This window comes from Micromonospora sp. C31 (assembly GCF_018070575.1).
Lineage (GTDB): Bacteria > Actinomycetota > Actinomycetes > Mycobacteriales > Micromonosporaceae > Micromonospora.
This window is the reverse complement of the sequence record NZ_JAGPXN010000028.1, coordinates 26,396-45,471: the sequence shown is the minus strand read 5'-3', so window position 1 is coordinate 45,471 and position 19,076 is coordinate 26,396. Positions and strand designations below refer to the sequence as shown.

General features: G+C 72.8%; 13 protein-coding genes. 5 read left to right on the top strand and 8 right to left on the bottom strand.

Features of this window, described 5'->3' with window-relative positions:
• The first annotated feature begins 131 nt into the window (after window positions 1–131).
• From KBX06_RS25970 to KBX06_RS25955, 4 genes are all read left to right on the top strand, one after another.
• Window positions 132–1,574 carry a hypothetical protein gene (locus KBX06_RS25970; protein ID WP_210839556.1) on the top strand — a complete coding sequence of 481 codons (1,443 nt, stop codon included), beginning with the start codon at window positions 132–134 and terminating at the stop codon, window positions 1,572–1,574.
• 265 nt (window positions 1,575–1,839) lie between these two features.
• A complete protein-coding gene (locus tag KBX06_RS25965; RefSeq protein WP_210839555.1) occupies window positions 1,840–2,565 on the top strand; it encodes a FadR/GntR family transcriptional regulator in 726 nt (241 codons plus the stop codon).
• Window positions 2,562–3,413, top strand: a complete 852-nt coding sequence (locus tag KBX06_RS25960; protein ID WP_210839554.1) for a sterol desaturase family protein — start codon at window positions 2,562–2,564, stop codon at window positions 3,411–3,413. The genes KBX06_RS25965 and KBX06_RS25960 overlap by 4 nt, the downstream gene beginning before the upstream one ends.
• A complete protein-coding gene (locus KBX06_RS25955; RefSeq protein WP_210839553.1) occupies window positions 3,410–4,078 on the top strand; it encodes a lysoplasmalogenase in 669 nt (222 codons plus the stop codon). The genes KBX06_RS25960 and KBX06_RS25955 overlap by 4 nt, the downstream gene beginning before the upstream one ends.
• Before the next feature lie 62 nt (window positions 4,079–4,140).
• Here the strand turns inward: KBX06_RS25955 and KBX06_RS25950 are convergent, their stop codons facing one another.
• The 4 genes from KBX06_RS25950 to KBX06_RS25935 form a co-directional block, all read right to left on the bottom strand.
• Window positions 4,141–5,076: a hypothetical protein gene (locus KBX06_RS25950; protein WP_247686701.1), complete on the bottom strand. Its 936-nt coding sequence runs from the start codon at window positions 5,074–5,076 to the stop codon at window positions 4,141–4,143.
• A gap of 93 nt (window positions 5,077–5,169) precedes the next feature.
• A complete protein-coding gene (locus KBX06_RS25945; RefSeq protein ID WP_210839551.1) occupies window positions 5,170–6,225 on the bottom strand; it encodes an enediyne biosynthesis protein in 1,056 nt (351 codons plus the stop codon).
• Window positions 6,222–8,129, bottom strand: a complete 1,908-nt coding sequence (locus KBX06_RS25940) for a CRTAC1 family protein (protein WP_210839550.1) — start codon at window positions 8,127–8,129, stop codon at window positions 6,222–6,224. The genes KBX06_RS25945 and KBX06_RS25940 overlap by 4 nt, the downstream gene beginning before the upstream one ends.
• A gap of 454 nt (window positions 8,130–8,583) precedes the next feature.
• Window positions 8,584–9,219 carry a MerR family transcriptional regulator gene (locus KBX06_RS25935; protein WP_210839548.1) on the bottom strand — a complete coding sequence of 212 codons (636 nt, stop codon included), beginning with the start codon at window positions 9,217–9,219 and terminating at the stop codon, window positions 8,584–8,586.
• A gap of 459 nt (window positions 9,220–9,678) precedes the next feature.
• Between KBX06_RS25935 and KBX06_RS25930 the strand changes: the two genes are divergently transcribed.
• A complete protein-coding gene (locus KBX06_RS25930) occupies window positions 9,679–10,455 on the top strand; it encodes a helix-turn-helix domain-containing protein (protein ID WP_210839546.1) in 777 nt (258 codons plus the stop codon).
• A gap of 393 nt (window positions 10,456–10,848) precedes the next feature.
• Here KBX06_RS25930 and KBX06_RS25925 read toward each other — a convergent pair whose 3' ends face one another.
• The 4 genes from KBX06_RS25925 to KBX06_RS25910 are packed head-to-tail and all read right to left on the bottom strand — an operon-like array spanning window position 10,849 to window position 19,027.
• Window positions 10,849–12,210, bottom strand: coding sequence for a cytochrome P450 (locus KBX06_RS25925; protein WP_210839544.1), 1,362 nt, complete (start codon window positions 12,208–12,210; stop codon window positions 10,849–10,851).
• The gene (locus KBX06_RS25920; protein ID WP_210839542.1) at window positions 12,207–12,740 is read right to left on the bottom strand and encodes a flavin reductase family protein; all 534 of its coding nucleotides are present in this window, start codon (window positions 12,738–12,740) and stop codon (window positions 12,207–12,209) included. The genes KBX06_RS25925 and KBX06_RS25920 overlap by 4 nt, the downstream gene beginning before the upstream one ends.
• Window positions 12,741–12,760: 20 nt before the next feature.
• Complete coding sequence (locus KBX06_RS25915) at window positions 12,761–13,201, bottom strand: thioesterase family protein (RefSeq protein ID WP_210839540.1); 441 nt, start codon at window positions 13,199–13,201, stop codon at window positions 12,761–12,763.
• 3 nt (window positions 13,202–13,204) lie between these two features.
• Window positions 13,205–19,027, bottom strand: a complete 5,823-nt coding sequence (locus KBX06_RS25910; RefSeq protein ID WP_210839538.1) for a type I polyketide synthase — start codon at window positions 19,025–19,027, stop codon at window positions 13,205–13,207.
• Between the last annotated feature and the right edge of the window lie 49 nt (window positions 19,028–19,076).

Genomic DNA, 19,076 nt, shown 5'->3' with positions numbered 1-19,076 from the left:
TCCCGCGGGGCCGTCGCGTGGGGTCACCCTCTTCGCGCCCGTCCAGTCGCGACGGTAGCGTGGCGCCACGGCACGGCCCGTGGCGCGGACTCCCGCGGGCGCGGCGCTCGCGATCGTACGGAGGAGGATGCATGTCCCACGGCGACGACCCGTTCACGGCACGCGAGGACGCGGCCTCGCGGCCGAGCTTCGACCTCGCACTGCGCGGCTACGACAAGCGACAGGTGGACCGCTACGTCGAACAGGCCGACGGCGAACGGTCGGCGCTGACCGCCGAGCGGGACCGCGCCTCGACCCAGCTGCGCGAGTTGACCGTCGAGGTGCACCGGCTGCGCGCGGAGGCGACCGAGCTGCGGGACCGGCCGGCCCCGCCGGACCGGGCGTCGTTCCGCGACCTCGGCCCGATGGTCGACCAGATCCTGGTCCTGGCCGAGAAGCAGGCCGGGGCCATCACCGACGCCGCCGGACAGCGGGCCGCCGAGCTGGAGGCCGAGGCGGAGCGGGTGCTGACCGAGGCCCGCGAGCAGGCCGCGACGACGCTGCGGGAGCTGACGGACGAGGCGGCCGCGCGGCGTGACGAGCACGACCGGGAACACGAGGAGCGCCGCGCCAACGCCCAGGCTGAACTCACCAGGATCCGGGAGGCGGCGGAGCGGCTGCGGGCGGCCGGCGAGGCGGCCCACGACCACGCGTTGCAGGAGGCGAAGCGGATCGACGAGCAGAGCGCCCAGCAGATCGAGCAGGCCCGTGCCGAGGCCGAGGCGTTCCTCGCCTCGGCCCGCACCCAGATCCAGCAGGAGGTGCAGGCCGCGCGGGCGAAGACCCAGCAGGAGCTGGGCCAGTGGCAGGCCGGCGTGGAGCGGGAGATCAACGAGCGGCGGGCCGCCGCCGAGCAGGAGATCGCCGAGCAGCTCGCGTCCGCCGAGCGGGAGCTCGGCGCCCAGCGTACGGCGGCCGAGCAGGAGATCGCGACGCTGATCGCGGAGGCCCAGCAGTACGCGGCCAAGGTGCGCCAGCACGTGGACGAGCAGGCCGCGACCCACCAGCAGCAGCTCGCCGCGACGCAGCAGGGCATCCGGGACCGGCGGGAGGCGCTTGCCCGGATGCAGTCCGAACTGGACACCGCGCAGCAGCAGTTGGCCCAGGCTCGACAGGAGAGCGCGAGCATCGAGCACGAGTTCGCCGAGGTGCGGCAGCGCCTCGACGAGACCCGGCAGGAGCTGGCCGACGAGCTGCGCCGCCTCGACGAGGCACGCCGGGCCGCGGACTCCGCCGAGCAGCACGCCAAGGAGGTGCGCGCCCGGGTCAAGCGGGAGGCGAAGCGGGTGGCCGACCTGGCCGCGGCAGCGGTCATGGCCGCTGCCACTGGCGGCGGCGAGACCGCCGAGTATCCGCAGGTCGCGGCCCGGCCGAGGCTGGACCGCCCGGCGCCGCCGGCGGTGCAGCACGCCGCCGACGCCGTGACGCCGGCCGGAACCGACGACGCGCCGGCCAGCGCACCGGGCGACGGCGAGCGGACCCCGGCCGGGGCGCCGGCACCGCAGCCGGCGAACCAGGTGGTGACCGCCGGCTGACCCGGCCGCCGGCCGGCCGTCCCCGCACCGGGCGGGCGACGGCCGGCACGGCCCGCGCCGGTCAGGGGGCGCATCTCGTACGCGCCGCTGAGCCCCACCACGCGCGTCCACATCCGCGCCGTGCGCCCCGGGTCCGCCACCGGCTGGCGGAACGCGCCAACGCCCAGGCGGCCTGCTCCCCGGTGGTCGCCGCCCGGCCGTGCAGCTCCCGCGAAGTGGTCCAACCAGTTGACGGGTTGATGTGCGCTGGCCCACACTCCTCGGCATGGCGTTCGCTCCCGTCCCCCGCTCCTCGGTCTCCGACCATGTCTTCGGCCAGATCCGTGACGCCATCGTCAGCGGCGTCTACCGCCCCGACGAGGCGCTCCCCGGCGAGCGTGAGCTGGCCGGAACCTTCGGGGTCAACCGGCACGCCGTGCGGGAGGCCCTGCGCCGGTTGCAGCAGCTCGGCCTGGTGCGGGTCAGCCAGGGCGGTGCCACGCGGGTGCTGGACTGGCGGGTGCACGCCGGGCTCGACCTCGCCCTGTCCCTCACCCGCTTCCACGACACCCTGCCGGTGGACACCCTGGTCCGCGACATGCTGGAGATGCGGGCCTGCATCGGCGTCGACGCGGCCCGACTCTGCGCCGAGCGCGGCGACCCGGCGGTCCGGGCCGCGATCCTGCGGGCCGTCGAGGACTACGCGGACCTGGCGCCCGACCTGGCCGGGATGGGCGAGGCCACCATCGTGCTCTGGCGGCACGTCGTCGCCGGCTCCGGCAACACCGCCTACCTGCTGGCCTTCAACAGCCTGGTGGCCGGTGCGCTCGCCGTCGGCGAGGTGCCACCGGAGCGGCGCGCCGCGGAACTGCTCGACGTCGCGGGCCACCGCCGGCTCGCCGACGCCGTCGTCACCGGCCGGGCCGCCGACGCCGCCCGCGAGGCACGGGCCCTGCTCACCGCCCCCCTCACCACCCCCGTCGCACCACCGAGAAGGGAAGCCCGGGCATGATCCCCGCCGTGCTCTACGCCGTACCGGCGTTCCTGCTCCTCATCGTCGTCGAGGCGCTGTCCTACCGGTTCGTCCCCGACGACGACGAACGCGGGTACGAGCTGCGTGACACCGCCACCAGCCTGACCATGGGCGCCGGCAGCCAGGTCGTCGGCGTGCCGTGGAAGCTGGCGACGATCGGCCTCTACGCCGCCGCGTACACCGTCACGCCGATCCAGCTCTCCCCCACCAGCATCTGGACGTGGGTGCTGCTCTTCTTCGCCGACGACCTCGCCTACTACTGGTTCCACCGGTCCCACCACGAGGTGCGGCTGCTCTGGGCCGGGCACGTGGTGCACCACTCCAGCGTCTTCTTCAACCTCTCCACGGCCCTGCGGCAGAGCTGGACCCCGATGACGTCCGTGCCGTTCTGGCTGGGTCTGGCACTGCTCGGCATCCCCCCGTGGATGATCTTCCTCCAGCAGTCGATCAGCCTGCTGTACCAGTTCTTCCTGCACACCGAGCGGATCAACCTGCTGCCCCGCCCCATCGAGTGGATCTTCAACACGCCGTCGCACCACCGGGTCCACCACGGTGCCAACGCCGAGTACCTCGACCGCAACTACGGCGGCATCCTGATCGTCTGGGACCGGTTGTTCGGCACCTTCGAGCCCGAGCGGGCCACCGTCCGGTACGGCCTGACCAAGAACATCGGCACCTACAACCCGCTGCGGGTGGCCACCCACGAGTACCGGGCGATCTGGGCCGACGCCCGGGCCGCCTCGTCCTGGCGGCACCGCCTCGGCTACGTGCTCGGCCGACCGGGCTGGCAGCCCACCCCGCACCCACAGCCCGCGGTCGCCCGATGAGGCGGCTCTGGCCGTTCGGCGTGGTGGCCGCCGTCGAGCTGACCGGCGTGGCGACCGGCTCGACCCTCCTTCAGTGGCTGGCCAAGCCGCTGCTCGCGCCGGTGCTGCTGGTCCACCTGCTGCGGGTACGCCGACGCGTCGACCCCGTGGCCGTCGGGCTGGTCTTCGCGACCGGTGGCGACATCGCGCTGCTGGTCTCCGGTGACACGGCGTTCCTCGTCGGCATGGGGTGCTTCCTCGGCGCCCAGGTGGCATTCCTGACCGCCTTCCTACGTCACCGGCGGCCACCCGTCGTCGCGGTCGCCAGCTATCTCGCCTGCTGGGTGGCGGCCAACCTGGTGCTGTGGAGCTCCCTCGGCCCGCTGCGGCTGCCGGTGCTCGGCTACAGCCTCGCGCTCTGCCTGATGGCCGCCGCCGCGGTCGGCGTCTCCCGGCGGGTCGCCCTGGGCGGAGGACTGTTCCTGATCTCCGACCTGCTGATCGGGATGGACGCCGCCGGCTCCCGGGTGCCCGGCCACGGGCTGGCCGTGATGACCACCTACATCGCGGCCCTGCTGCTCATCACCACCGGTTGGGTGGCCGCCACCGCCGGGAGCACCCGGCCCACGGCCGGTGGCGACAGTCCCGCGCCCGCCCCGGGACCGGTGCCCGGCACCGCACGCTAGCCGAACCGGCGACGCCCCCGGTCCGGCCTGGACCGGGGGCGTCGCCGCGTCTGCCGCCCTCGTCAGTTGTACGGCATCGTCGGGAACCAGCCGACGCCGAAGATGGCCGGCACGCGCAGGTCCCAGTACACGACGGTGAAGACCCCCAGCGCGACCAGCAGCGAGCCGGTCACCGTCGCGGCACGGCGCGGCGACGCCATCCAGCCGAGGAACCGCCCCCGGCTGACCAGGATGAGGACCGCGAAGAGCGCCGCGACGATGACGATGTTGCCCAGCGACTGGAGGGCGAAGGCGAGGGCGCCGTACCCCGGGTTGCCGGTGTCGACCGCCCAGTGGAACAGCTTGTTGAACAGCGGGTACGGCCGGCCGACCAGGAAGCCCCCGACCAGGGCGCCCATGACGACCACCCGCGCCACCGGCCGGGCCGCGAAGACGTCGCGCAACAGGCCGAGGGCCGCCAGTCCCAGGTAGGTCAGCACGAGGCCGATCAGGCCGAAGACCACCGACGACTGGATGAGCCGCACGGGCATCCCGCCGACGGTGTCCGTGGACAGCTGCGGCAGCCGCTCGCCGAGCAGCACCCCGACCGCGCCGTAGGTCGCCGACACCGCCAGCATGCCGACGGTCAGCCAGGCGACCGGGCGCAGCAGCGACCGTACGCCGTAGCGGTGGCCGGTCGCCCCGGCCTGGGTCATCGGGCCGACCGAGGCCGCCATCGCGATGTTGCAGGCGGTGAAGGTCCCGGCGAAGCCGGACACGAAGGCGAACAGCAGCCCCGCCGCCGTACCGCCGATGGCGACGCCCTTCGCGTCGTGGCCCAGCAGGGTGTCGGCGACGGTGTCGCCGATCACCGAGTCCACCAGCTCGAACGACCAGAGCACGGCGAGCAGCACGCCCGCCGCCGCACTGATCACCGCCGTCCGTCTGGGGCGTGCCGCCGGTGCGGGTACGGATGCCACCGGCGCATCTCGCGGTGGGGCCTCGGGGGTGGGGTGCATGCTCATCGCCTCGCTTCCGTTCCTGGTGTGGTGGGTCGCACGAGGTCCGTCGCCGGCGGACCCGGGAGCGCGCCGGCGACGGACCGACGGCCGTCAGGTGACGGCGGGCCGCGCCTGCGGCGTGCTGACGCGGCGGGAGCGGTCACGCAGCCAGATGCCCCACCAGAGCAGGCCCCGGGCGAGACAGACGATCGTCACGGCGAAGAAGAGCGTGTAGACGACGTTGAAGGCGATCAGCACGCCGTAGACGCCGGCGACGCTCGCGCCGAACATGAACTGGGCCCACCCCGAGCTGGGGGTCGTGCCCGGATCCGTGATCATGTAGTTGGTGAACAGCACGAACGCCACACCGGTGATCGGCAGCAGGGCCGCCCAGAGCGCGACGTCCCAGATGAAGTGCCGCACCAGCGCCTGGATCACGAAGCCGCCCACCCAGCCCACGATCAGCGGGATCTTCTTGGTGAGCACCCCGTTGAGCACCGTGCCGGCCGTCAGGATGACCAGGGGCACGAAGATCCGGATCATGTCCGGCACGTCCTCGGTGAAGTGGTACGGCGGGGCGATGTTGACCCAGGAGAACGCGACCAGGGTCACCGTGATGCCGAAGTTGGACGGGTTCATGAAGTGCCGCATGCGGCCCTTGATCGGCGCCAGGAAGATCGCCTTCTGGCCGATGGCGACGACCACCGCGAAGGCGATGGGCCAGAAGTTGTCGTTGGCGTAGAGCAGCATGTTCGCGGCGAGCGCGGTGATGTGGGCCGGCAGCAGGAACGTGTACATCCCCCAGGCGCCGTTTCCGGTGAAGGCGGGCGGGCGCTTGTTGGCCCGGGCCGTGACCAGCTCGACCACGATCTCGGTGGCGTAGCCGACCGCCACGGCGAGCAGCGGCCAGGTCCAGGGCTGCTCGAAGCCGAGCACCGTGTACCCGAGGATGTTGAAGACGCTCATGGAGAGGGCGAAGTTACGCAGGGCCAGGTAGCGGGGGTCACGCCGGTCGACCCGCTTGGGCGCTCCGGGTGTGTCCGCCACCGCCGCGTTGCGGTCGAGGGTGACGGTCGGCGCCGGGCTCACCGGGGCGTCGGCGACCGCGGTGCCCCCCACCCCCCGCACGTCGGTGTCGGCGCGGGCGCTGTCTCGGACGTCGGTCATTTGGCGTTCATCTCCTGCGCTTTGTCCGTGAGCATGATCGTGTGCCAGCCCGCGGCGAGGTCGAGGGTCTGCTTGTGCACGCCACCGTCGAGGTCGCGCCAGGCGATCTCCGCCGAGACCGGCTTGGCACCGGCGTCGCCGAGACCGAAGAAGACGTCGAAGCTGCGCTTGCCCGAGTGGCCGCTGCCGCCGTCGAGCTGGGCGACGCGGGTACGACCGTCCGCCGTCTTCACCCGGACCTGGGCGCCGTACGCGGGCGTTCCGCGGCCGTCCTCGCCGGGCCGGCACAGGCGCAGGCCCAGGAAGTTGCCGCTGCCGGGCTTGTCGTTGCGGTAGTACGACGGGGCGCCCCACTGGCGGGCCACCGCGAAGTCCTGGCCCCCGTCGCCGTTGGTGTCCGCGACGGCCACACCGCGGCTCGGGGTGCCGTCGGTCATGCCGAGCTCGGCACTGATGTTCGCGTAACGCCCGTTCTTCTCCCGGACCCAGAACGCGAACGGTTCGGAACCGGCGATGTCGTCGCCCGGCTCGGCCTTGGGCCACATGGCCGGGTTGCGGAGCATGAGGTCGTTGCTCATGGCCAGCTCCTGCAACCAGGACCAACGATTGATCTTGCCCTTGACGAACCCGGCGGTCTGGACCACCGACATCTCACCGCTGTTGTCGAAGTCCGCGATCTTGGCGTCCCAGCCCCAGCCGACCCAGGCCATGTTGAGTTCGGCGGCCTTGTTGTCGAAGACGGCCTTGCCCTGGCTCAACCGCTTGCGGGCGTCGGCCAGGCTCGACGAGTTGTTGCGCCAGACGAAGTTGCTCTCCTCCAGGCCCCAGGAGGTGGTGATGTTGCTGACGAACATGTCGAACCTGCCGGTGCCGCCGAGGTCGCCGAACTCGATCGACATGCCCTTGAACGAGTCGTGCCCGACCACCATGGACTTCGGGGTCAACGCACCGCGGCGGCCCTCGGCCATCGCGAAGCGGATCTCACCCGGCCGGGAGACGTTGTGGAAGAAGCGGTCCCGCCCGAAGTCGTTGGCGAGGTACAGCTCGGGCAGCAGGTCGCCGTCGATGTCGGCGGAGCCGGCGCCGAGGGTCCAGCCGGTGGCGTACTCCGGCGGGATGGCGGACTGTTCGACGTACGTGGCGGTCGGGGTGTCGCCGCTGGTGGCGGCGGTCCAGCGCAGCACGTGCGCCCCGCCGGCGTTCTGCGCCCGGGACAGCGAGTGGTTCATCTCGACGTTCGGCTGGCCGGCCGGGTCGAGCACCTGGCTGTCGGGGAAGTAGTTGAAGATGCCGATGTCCGGCCGGCCGTCGCCGTCGAAGTCCGCGACCGCGACCGCGTTGGTGTTCCAGAGCTTGCCCTGGTACTCGCCGTTGGAGGAGGACGGCTGGCCGACCAGCTCGGTGGGATGGAAGGTCGCCTTGGTCAGCGGCCCCGCGGCGGAGGAACGGTGCATGAACAGCACCGGCGTGCGACCCCAGTAGTAGGCGAGCAGGTCGGTGCGGCCGTCGCCGTTGAAGTCGCCGGGCACGCAGCCCATCGGCGCCATCGCCTGGTGGGTGGGCAGCGGCGCGGGGTCCAGCACGAAGGGCGCGTACCGGGCGGGCCCGTCGGGCGACGGCGTGACGATCACGCTGTCACTGCGGGTGTCGACCAGGCAGAGGTCGTTGGCGATCAGGTCGCCGTCGAGGTCGTTCGCCGCCACGGCGGCGCCGACAGAGGACACCCAGGCCCGGATGTGCTCGTACTCCGGATTCACCGGGCGCACGGTGCGCTCGGGCAGGCCGGGCGGCAGCGCGATCGGCAGCTCGGTGAAGCCGAACCGCGACGCCAGCGTCTGACGCTCCTCGGCCGACGCGCTGGGCAGCCGGGCGACGGCGAAGAACGCGGCCACGAGGACCAACACGAAGACTGCGGGAATGATTCGGCGGATCGCGCCGACGGGTTGGGATGGCAAGGGTTCCCCTCCAGATTCGGCCACCACCCGTGCCGTGCAGCGGCTGATTTCGCCGTCCGGCCCGGGTCTGGCGACGGGCAGTGTCGCCGACTGAGAAATGGAGTGAACTGTCCCGGCGACAATTTTTTCGCTGTCACCTTCAGCAGTTCATAGCCGTCGGAACGGGGTATCCACCACGTGGGGCGCTACGGCGTACGTGGCCGGCGCTGCCCATTCTCAGTCGATCGAGGCATGACGTGCGGTCCCTTCACGATGCCTGGTGAACCGGCCGCGAAAGTCGCCGCCGGCCCACTTATGGTCGCGGGAGCACGGCCCGAGTTCTTCTCAAAGGTTGCTCAGTGACGGATGGGGTTCCACACGTTACCGACCGGTCAGATCCGGCGGCCCCACCGTTCGCGGGCGGTCACTCAACCGCATTCGTCGGGAACCGCAGCGCGGCGTGGTGCTCGTGCGCCATGCGGCGCAGGGCGGACAGGGCGACCCCGAACAGGACGCTGCGGACGATGGCGGGGCCCTTCTCGGTGCCGCCGTCGCCGGCGACCAGGTCGAGTTCCGCGACGACGAGCTGCTCGGCGGCGCGGGCGTAGGAGAGGAAGAAGGGGGCGTCGGCCGCGCAGCCGAGACTGCGCAGCCCGGCCAGCACCTGCGCCAGCACCTCCCCGCCGGACGCGCTGGCCTCGCGGGACCAGCCGAGCGACTCGGCGAGCTGGGCCACGTCGGCCCGTGCGCAGTCCACGGCGGCCCGACCCAGGGCCTCCGACCCGTCGAGATAGAGGGCGCGGTCCAGCACCTGGTACGCGTCGCGCAGGCTGACCTCGTCGTCGTCGATGGCGGCGAGGATCTCCCGGACCGAGGAGAGGTCGAGCCCGGCGATCCCGCTCAGGGTCCGGATCAGCCGGATCCGGCGCAGGTGCCGCTCGCTGTAGTCCGCCTGATTGCGACCGGTGGGCAGGCCCGCCGGGAGCAGCCCCTCGCGCAGATAGAACTTGATCGTCGGGACCGACACGCCACTCTGTCGACTGAGCTCCGAGATACGCACGCGTCCTCCGCCCTGGCGAACGTTTGGGCAATCTTGCCATAGAGATCGATCGCAAGCCATTGATCGATGCTCGGCCAGGACGGATCGACGCGCCGGCGACGGGGGCGCGCAGCCCGCTTGACCGTCACGCAACGGAACGCGCCACCGATGTCCGAAAAATTACGCTAAGCATTGATAGTCGAAGGCGCGGATACTGGCGAGTTCCACAATACGATGACCAATCCTAGCGATCTTCATCCAGAACGTACAGTGGCAAGTGCCAATTCTGGGCAAGAATTGATAAGCCCCCCGTCGTCACTCCGCGCTACTCTCCGAACGCAGAACGTGTTGACCGGCCGACCAGGCTCGGCTAGCATCGACTGCGGTTAGCGGGGAATTGTGGCGGTCGACGCTCCCGAATGACTCGGCCTAATTCGCCACATCCACTCATTGGGATTGTCCGCAATCCGGGGGAGACAAATGCATGACAGCGCAGAGCAGGCAGTGGAACGAGCGATCGACACGATGCGCAGCAATTTATCGGAGCAGTTGACGGTGGACGACATGGCCCGCGCAGCCATGTTCAGCAAGTTCCACTTCACGCGGATCTTCCAGCGGGTCACCGGCATCTCGCCAGGTCGGTTCCTGTCCGCGATCCGCCTGCAGGAGGCCAAGCGGCTGCTCACCACGACCAGGCTCAACGTCACGGACATCAGCCTCCGGGTGGGCTACAACAGCGTCGGCACATTCAGCACCAGGTTCACCAAGAGTGTCGGCCTGCCACCCACGACCTACCGGCGGATGGGCGGCTTCACCCCTCGCATCGTCACCCAGCGCCCCACGGGTCTGACGCAGGGTGTCATCGCCGGGCGGGTCACCGTTCCCGCCCGCGGGCTGGCACCCGGGCTCATCTTCATGGGCCTGTTCCAGCACCGCATCCCCGAGGGCCCGCCGGTTCGCTGCGCCATCCTGGAGTCCCCGGGCGTCTATCGCTTCACGAACGTGCCCGACGGCACCTGGTACCTGCTGTGCCACTCGGTCTCCGGCGACGTGCTCCGGCTTGAGCAGGACACGATGATGGTGGCAGCGGTGGGACCCCTGGTCGTCCGCGGACGCCAGACCCTGACCGCCGACGCCCACCTCAAGCAGGTCTCCAAGATAGACCCGCCGGTGCTACTGGCCCTGCTCGACAGCCGGAAGGCGGCGAGCGAACGCCAGGCCCAACTGGAGAACCGGGACGAGGCGTACGCGGCCTGACGACGCCCGACCGGGGGCGCCGCGTGCCCCTCGGACGGCGCTGGAGCACCGCCGCGTCCACCGGTGGTCGACCACGGGACACCCCGGCCGCCGACGCCCGTGACGGGCCGTCGGCGGCCGGGGCGTCCGCGCGCCCGCCGACGGCCCGCCCCGCACGCCCGCCCACCCCGGCCTTCCCCGCCACACCTCGGCACAGGCCGGCGCCCGGCAGGGACGGGAGAGGTCGGCGCTCGACCGTCCGCCGTCGGAGGCGGCGGACCGGAGAGAGGGGTAGAAAGGGGACGGACGGCCCGTGTCGGACGCCGTCGTCACTCCCGCACGGCGCCCTCGACGGGGCCCACCCGCGACGGTCCCGCGGACGCCGTGGCGTCCGCGGGACCGTGCGTACGGGAGTCAGTCGACCCTGTGCACCGTCATCGGCAGTCCGCCCCGCACCCGCAGCGACAGCATCGGCTCGGGCACCACCGGACGCCCCGGCACCCCGGCCAGGCGCACCTCCCGCAGCAGCATGGCCAGGACGAGGGTGGCCTCCATCATCCCCAGGTTGTTGCCCACGCAGAACCGGGGGCCGGCGCCGAACGGGATGTACGCGTACCGGGGTCGCTCCGTGCTCCGCGCCGGGTCGAAGCGGTCGGGGTCGAACCGCTCCGGCTCGTCCCAGAACCGGGGATGCCGGTGCAGGGTGTACGGGGAGATGAGGATGTCGGCCCCCGCCGGCACGTGGTAGCCGCCGATCTCGTCGGCCTCCTGGGCCTTGCGCGGCAGGAGCCAGACCGGCGGGTAGAGCCGGATGGCCTCCTCCACCACCATCGCCGTGTAGCGCAGCCGGTGCAGGTCCTCGTACACCGGCAGCCGGTCACCCAGCACCGTCACGGCCTCCTCGCGGACCCGTCGCCGGATCTCGGGATGCCGGTCGAGCAGGTGCAGGCTCCAGCCCAGCGTGCTGGCGGTCGTCTCGTGCCCGGCCAGCAGCAGCGTGACCAGCTCGTCGCGCAGCCGCTGGCGGGCCACCCGCGGGTCCTTCTCCAGCCGGGTCGAGACGATCAGGCGGGACAGGACGTCGTCGCGCCCGTCCACGTCCCGGCCCCGGCCGGCGACGAGTTCGTCGACCACCTGCTGGAGGTGCCGGCGGGCGCGCCGGAACCGCAGCTGCCGGGGCAGCGGGATCCACGGCGGCACCGCGCTCAGCGTCTCCAGCTCGAACATCGCCTGGTCCTGCACGGCGGCGAACGACGCACCGACACCGTGGAAGCCGCCGAGCTCGGCGTCGAGCAGGGTCCGTCCGAGCACCCCGAGGGTCAGCGTGGTCATCTCCTCCAGCACGTCGACCGGAGGGCCGTCGGCCCGCGCCACCAGCCGTTCGACCAGCAGCGCGGCCTCCTCGCCGATCACCCCCGCGTACTGGGCGAGGCGCCGGTTCTGAAACGCCGGCTGGATCACCTTGCGCTGCTTGCGCCACAGCTCACCCTCGCTGGTGAGCAGCCCGTCGCCGAGCGCCCGGCGGGCGTGCACCAAGCCGATGCCCTTCTGGTAGTTCCCGCTGTTGTCGGACAGCACGTGCTTGGCGTGATCGGGGTGGTTGAAGAAGTAGAGCTGCTTGGGGCCGACCGGCAGCCGGGCCGCGTCACCGTACCGCTGGGCCGCGAGGGTCATCATCCGCAGCCGGTCCCGGCCCATCAGGACCAGCATGTGCAGGCCGGCGGGGCGGGGCGGGCCCGGCGGCGTGCGCCGGGCCCCCTTCTGGATCGCCGTCATGCCGCCTCACTCCGTTCCCGCTCGACCTGACGGAACCGCCCGGAGAGGAAGAGCAGGGCCTCCCCCTCCGCGCGGCGTCCCAGGGAGAGCAGCCGACCGAGGAAGATGGTGTGGTCGCCGCCGTCGTAGGAGCGCCACACCTCACACTCGAAGTGGGCGAGGGCGCCGCTGATCAGCGGCGCACCAGTCGTCGTGCCCGGCCGCCAGTCCACCTGGTCGAACTGCTCGCCGCCGAGCGGTCGCCGCCCGTCGGCGAAGTACCGGGCCACCTTCTCCTGGTCGTCGGTCAGCACCGAGACCGCGAACTCGCGCGTCTCGGAGAGGCAGGCGTGCATCACCGCGTTCCGGTCGACGCACACCAGCACCAGCGGCGGGTCGAGCGACACCGAGGTGAACGAGTTGGCGGTCATCCCGTGCGGGGTGGCGCCGCCGACGGTCACCACCGTGACGCCGGTGGCGAACGCGCCGTACGCCCGCCGTAGTGCCGTCACGTCGGGCGTCCCGACGGTGAGTGTTCGCTGTACGTCCACGACGTCTCCTCCTCGCGCCGTCAGGAGCGCCGCGCCGAGGTGTACGGCGCGAGCGCCGTCACCAGCGCCTCCGGCACCCTCGCCGGCGCGGTGCGGGTGTTCGGGCCGCGCATGCAGGCGATGCGCTGCCGGCCCCGGGCCACCAGCGTCTCGCCGCCGTCCCGATCGAGCTTGACGTAGTCGAAGCTGAACTCCAGCTGGGTCTGCGCCAGCTCCACCAGGCGCATCCGGACGGACAGTTCGTCGAAGGCGGTGATCTCGGCGAAGAACTCGCAGTCGACGCGGAGGGTGAACAGCTTCAGGTCGTCGCGTACGTCCGCCAGCACGTCCGGCGCCCGTTCCTTCAGGAACATCTCCCGGCAGCGGCCCTGCCAACGCAGGTAGTTGACGTAGTACACGTTGCCGACGAGGTTGGTCTCCTCGAAGCCCACCGTGTGCAGGTACTCGAAGTACTTGTCCATCGCCTAGGCCCGTCCTTCCGTCAGGATCGCGAACACCATCGGCTGGGGCAGGTCCCGCACGGTCGTGACGAGCGTGGCGATCCGCAGGTCGCCGGAGGCGAAGACCAGCCAGCCGGCCCGCTCCGAGGGCACCGCGACCAGCGGTGCCCGGTGCGACAGCCCCGCCTTGCGCAGGCACTCGATCGCCGCCCACACCCGCGTCGCCGCCGCGTCCAGGGACTCCCCGCCGTCGGCGGCACAGAGCCGGGCGAGGTCGACGTGCGCGCCGAGCAGCCCGTTCCAGACCGACTCCTCCCTGGCGCGTACCGCCTCCACGTCGCAGGCGAGCGGCCCGGTCCCCACCACAGACACCGTCAGGTCCTCGGCGTGCGCGGCGGAGAGCGACCGGCCGTCGGCCAGCTCCGGGCGGCCGTCCGGCCGGTACACCACCTCGACCGGCCCGCCGGCGGCCCGGCCGGCGGCCACGGCGGTGCGGGCCCGCCGGCGGCGGGTCTCGTCCGGCGTGCCCTGACCGGCCGCCTCGCCGCGCCCGCCCCGATCGGCCGGGGTCGGCTCCACCGCGACGGCCACCTCGCCGCCGACCAGGTCGCCGACGGCCCGCTCCAGGTACGAACCGAGCAGCGGGGCAACCCACGGCCCGCGACCGTCCTTCTTGCGCACCGCCCGCAGGCGCAGGCCCTCCCACCGCTCCACGACCGTGCCGTCGGCGGCGCGCAGCGCGATGTCGTAGACGTAGGTGTCGCCGTCGCGGCTGCGCTCCTCGGCGCAGTAGCGCAGTTCCTCCTCCTCGGTCAGCCGGGGCCCCGCCGGGTGGAGCCGCTCGATCCCGGCCGGCAGCAGCGTCGCGTCGGGCACGCAGACCTGGTTGCCGTGCATGAGGGCGTCCCGCACGCCGGGGTCGCCCAGGAGCAGGGTGTCCGGCAGGTAGTCGGCGAACCACCGCGTCCGCGGCGCCGTGACGACGTCGGCGTCGACGTGCCGGGCGGCCGAGCGGTGGTAGCGGCGCAGCCGCTGGAAGCGTCCACCCTGGAACAGGATGTCGCCGTACAGGTCGGCGGCGGGCTCCAGCGGCACCGCCGGCAGCCCGGCGGGCACCTGCTCGGGCGGGCCCGCCGACGGTCGCGCCCCGGTGAAGTGCAGCCGCGCCCGGAAGTGCGCGGCGCTGAACTCCGTCTCGGCGCTGTAGATCACCGCGTCCACGACGTCGTCGTCGACGACGAGGGTGGCGATCCGGATGGTGGTGCTGCCCTCCGGCGGCACCACGATGGGCCGCAGGAACTCGGCGCGCTCCACCACCGGCGTGTCGGTCCGTCCGGTCACCGCACCGGCCACCTGGGCCATCGCCTCCATGCCGAACACCGCCGGGAAGAGCAGGTTGCCGTCGAGCCGGTGGTGGTCCAGGTAGAGGTCGGTGACCGGCTTGAGCTCGGCCTCGGCCACCAGCTCGACGCCGTGGTAGCGCACGAGCGGGCGGTCCACGAAGCGCAGCAGCGGCAGCTCCGGAAGGTCCGTCCGGACCGTGTCGATGCCCTCCGTACGCCCGCTGACGACCACCACCGACGGTGCGTGCGGGTCGGCGAGCAGGCGCCGGAGCATCTGCACCCCCTGGTCGGGCGTCACCGGCGTGATGCCGTCGCGGGTCAACGCCTCGACCACGGACAGCCGCTCGCCCATGCCGACGCCGGACCAGACCGACCACTCCAGGCAGAGGCTGCGGCAGTTCGGGTGGCTCCGGCCGAAGTCGACGGTCAGCTCGGCCAGCCAGTCGTTCGCGGTCGCGTAGTGCGCCTCGCCGCGCAGGCCGGCCCGGCCGATGATGCTGCCGAACGTCACCAGCAGGCGCAGCCGGTCGCCGTCGACCGCGTCGAGCACGGCGCGCAGCCCGTCGACCTTCGGCGCGAAGGTGCGGCGGAACGCGTCCATCGTCAGGCCCGGCAACGCCGCCGGCTCGTTGCGGCCCGCGCCGTGCAGCACCGCCGTGACCGCTCCCAGCTCGGCGACGAGCCCGTCGACGGCCTGCCGTACCTGCTCCGGATCGGCGACGTCGGCCCGGGCGTAGCGCACCCGCACGCCGGCGTCCGCCATCCGCTTGAGGTTCGCGGCCAGCTCCTCGTCCCGGGCGGGATCCGAGCGGCCGAGCACGGCGAGGCCGGCGCCGCTGTCCACGGCCATCGCCAGGGCGCACTCCGCGGTGATGCCCTTGCCGCCGCCGGTGACCAGCAGCACGTCCTCGGCGCCCAGCGGCTGCCGGGTCTCGGCCGGCCGCACCGGCAGCCCGCGCAGGGTCGGCACCCGCCGTCGTCCGGCCGCGTCGTGGTGGACCTCGGCGAACCCGTCGGTGGCGGCGACCTCCGCCGTCACCCGGGCCACGGCCTCCGGTACCGGCGGGGTGTGCACGATCGTGGTCCGCAGGTGCGGCGCCTCCAGCCGCAGCGTCTTGGCCAGCCCGGCCGCGCCCGGGCCCTGCTGGACGAGGACGAAGCGGGTGCCGGGGGCGGCGGCGGTCGCCGCCTGTGCTCCGCGCAGGGCCAGTTCCAGGTCGGCCTCCGCGCACCGCTGCGGCAGGCACACCAGCACGCCCGCGCCCAGCCCGGCGGTCTGCAGGGCCGCGCGCAGCGGCTCGGCGATCGGATGTCCGTCCGGGGCGAACAGCTGCCAGGGTCCGTCGGGCTCGGCTCCGGCGGCGGCCGGTGCCGGCGCCTCGTCGAGGTCGACCGACCACGCCCGGCACCAGTCGGCGACGCCGTGCACGAAGGCCGGGCCCGACGCGTCGGCGTCCCGACCGGTGCCGGCGAGCTGGTCCAGGGCCTCGGCGAGCTGCCCGACGGTGGCCGTCGCGAAGTTGGTCGGGGTCTGCGCGGCCGGCACGCCGAGGTGCTGCGCCGCCTGGTTGACCAGCTGACCGACGGTGATCGAGCTGAGGTGCAGGTCGTCGAGGAGTTGGCTGCCGTCGTGCACCATCTCCAGGGGAAGTTCGGCCCGCTCGGCGGCCAGCCGGCGCAGCAGTTGCAGGCTCGACTCACCGGCCGGCTGCTCCGGCTCCGGCTGCTGCCCGTCCGCCGTCGACGGCCCCGCCGCCCGGACGCCGGTGCCCTTGGGCAGGTTCACCACCGGGGCGGACTCGCAGGGGCTGGCGAAGAAGCGGAAGTTCTGGCCCACCTCGAGCGGCCGGACCAGCCGGTCGTGGAAGAGGGCGCCCTCCACGCCGCCGGCGCCGACGACGTACGCGGCCGCCGCGACGCGCAGCAGGCCGGCCAGCGACTCGTCGTCGGTGTTGAGCGCCACCGCCGGCAGATCGGTGCTGGCCGCGGCCAGGCCGGAGAGCACCTGCCCCGGACCGACCTCGACGAAGAGGTCGACCTCCTTGGCGGCGAGGGCGACGGCCTGGCTGAACAGCACCGGGTCGGTGATCTGGCGGCGCAGGAGGGCGGCGACGTCGGTGTCGGGGGCGAGCGGCTCGCCGGTGACCGTGGAGACGACCCGCCGGGTGACGGGCCCGAACCGCTCCCCCGCCAACGCGTCGAGGAGGGCGTCCGCGGCCGGCTCGACCAGCGGGGAGTGGAACGCGTGGGACACCGGGAGCCGGGTGGTCCGCAGGTCGGCGGCGCGGGCCCGCTCACAGGCGTCCTCCACCGCGGCCTCCGAGCCCGCGATGACGGTCTGCTCCGGCCCGTTGTACGCGGCGATCACCACGGACAGGCCCCCGATGAGCCCGGCCACCCGCTCGGGCGGAGCGCCGATGTTGGCCATCGTGCCGGAGGCGCTGTGCTCCCCCATCGTCCGGCCGCGCACGCCGGCGATGCGGAGCAGGGCCTCCTCGTCGAGCACGCCGGCCCAGTGCAGGGCGGCGATCTCGCCGAGGCTGTGCCCGACGGCGACGGTCGCGTCGAGGTTGAGCAACGACAGCGCCCGCAGGCCGGCCAGCGAGCCGGTGACGATCCGCGGCTGCGCCACCGCCGTGGCGACCATGTCGCCGCTGTTGGGCAGTGCCGCCCGCTGGTAGACCTCCTCCACGTCGGCGAAGCGTCGGCGCAGCGCGCCGCCCGAGGTGCCCCGGCCGGAGCCCTGCCCGGGGAAGAGGAAGCCGATGCGGCCCGGCCCGCTCACGTGGCCCAGGAAGCAGCGGCCGTCGGGGGAGAACAGGCGCGCCTCGCCGGCGTCGAGGGCGTCGCAGACGCGGCGTAGCTGCCGCTCGGCGTCCTCCGGCGAGGAGACCACCACGCCCGCCCGGTACGGCAGGTCGCGCAGTTCCCGGTGCAGGGTGGCGGCGAGGTCGCCCAGTTGGGCGTACGACACCGTGGGCACGAAGTCGACGAGGCGCTGCAACCGCTCGCGCAGCTCCTGCGGGCTGCCCCCGTCGACGAGGAGGAGTTCCGCGTCCTGCATCGAGGCGGCGAGGTTGCGGAAACGGCTGTCCAGCCGCGACGAGCGACGCGGCTGCCCGTTCTCCAGCACGATGTGGGTGTTGATGCCGCCGAAGCCCATCGCCGTCACGCCGGCGCGCACCGGCAGGTCGCGCGGCCACGCCTCGGCCTTGCGCAGGGCCCGCAGGGCGGACTGCTCGGCGGTGAGGATCTCGTGCGGGTCGACGCAGCCGATGGCGGGCGGCAGGACCTCGTGGTGGACCGCCATCGCGGCCTTGATCAGCCCGGCGACGCCGGCCGCCGCCTTGGTGTGCCCGATCATGCCCTTGATCGAGCTGATCGCCGCCCGCGGCGAGTTCCCGTCGGCGGTGTGCCGGGCCAGCGAGAGCGCCTGGAGCTCGGTGGCGTCGCCGACCGCCGTACCGGTGCCGTGGCCCTCGAAGAGCCCGACGGTCTCGATGCCGAACCCGGCCCGGTCGTACGCCCGGCGCAGGGCGAGCTGGTAGCCGGCCACCTCCGGCCGGGTGATGCCGCCCTTGCCGTCGGAGGAGATGCCCCAGCCCGCGACGGTGGCGTAGACGCGGTGCCCCGCCTCACGGGCCTCGGCCTCGCGCATCAGGACCACCATGCCGCAGCCCTCGCCCGGCCAGAACCCGTTCGAGCCGCGGTCGTACACGCGCATCTCGCCGCGCGCCAGCGCGCCGGTCTTGGCGAAGCCGATGATCTCGAAGGGGTCGATGGACAGGTCCACGCCGCCCGCGATCGCCACGTCGACCTCGCCGTCGGAGAGGGCCTTGCACGCGGTGGCGACGGAGAGCAGGGACGAGGAGCAGGCGCCGTCGACGGTGTAGCCGCCGCCCTTGAAGTCGAAGTGGTTGCAGATGCGTCCGGCGATGGTGTTCGACAGCCCACCCGCGAGGGTGTCCTCGTCGACCTCCGGGAACGGGCCCTTGAAGGTCGCCTCGAAGTCGTCGAGGAACGTGGTGAGCTGGTCGTCGTCCCAGTCCTGCTCCTTGAGCGCGGCGGCGACCATGCGGCGCACGTACGGCCAGCGCAGCCGCAGCTGGTTGGCCCGGGAGAACTCGCCGGTCAGCGTGTTGCCGACGACCACGCCGGTCCGTTCGCGAGGCAGTCCCTCCGCCATCGGGAAGCCGGCGTCGGCCAGCGCCATGGCCGCCATGTCGAGAGCCAGCCAGTGGGTCAGGTCGGTCGAGCGGTAGGTGCTGCCGGCGACCTTGTAGGCGATCCGGTCGAACTCGTAGCCCTCGATGACCGCGGCGTTGCGGGCGTAGAAGCGGTCGGGTGTGGCCGGGTCGGGATCCCAGTAGTCGTTCAGGCTCATCCGCTCGGCGGGCAGCCGGCGGAAGGCGCGCCGCCCGGCGAGGGCGTTCTCCCACAGCTCACGGGGTGACGTGGCGTCCGGGTAACGGCACGCCATCCCCACGACAGCGATCCTGGTCACGAGGTCTCTCCTTCGTTGCGTGCGGTGGTGGACCGCCGGGACGCGGGTA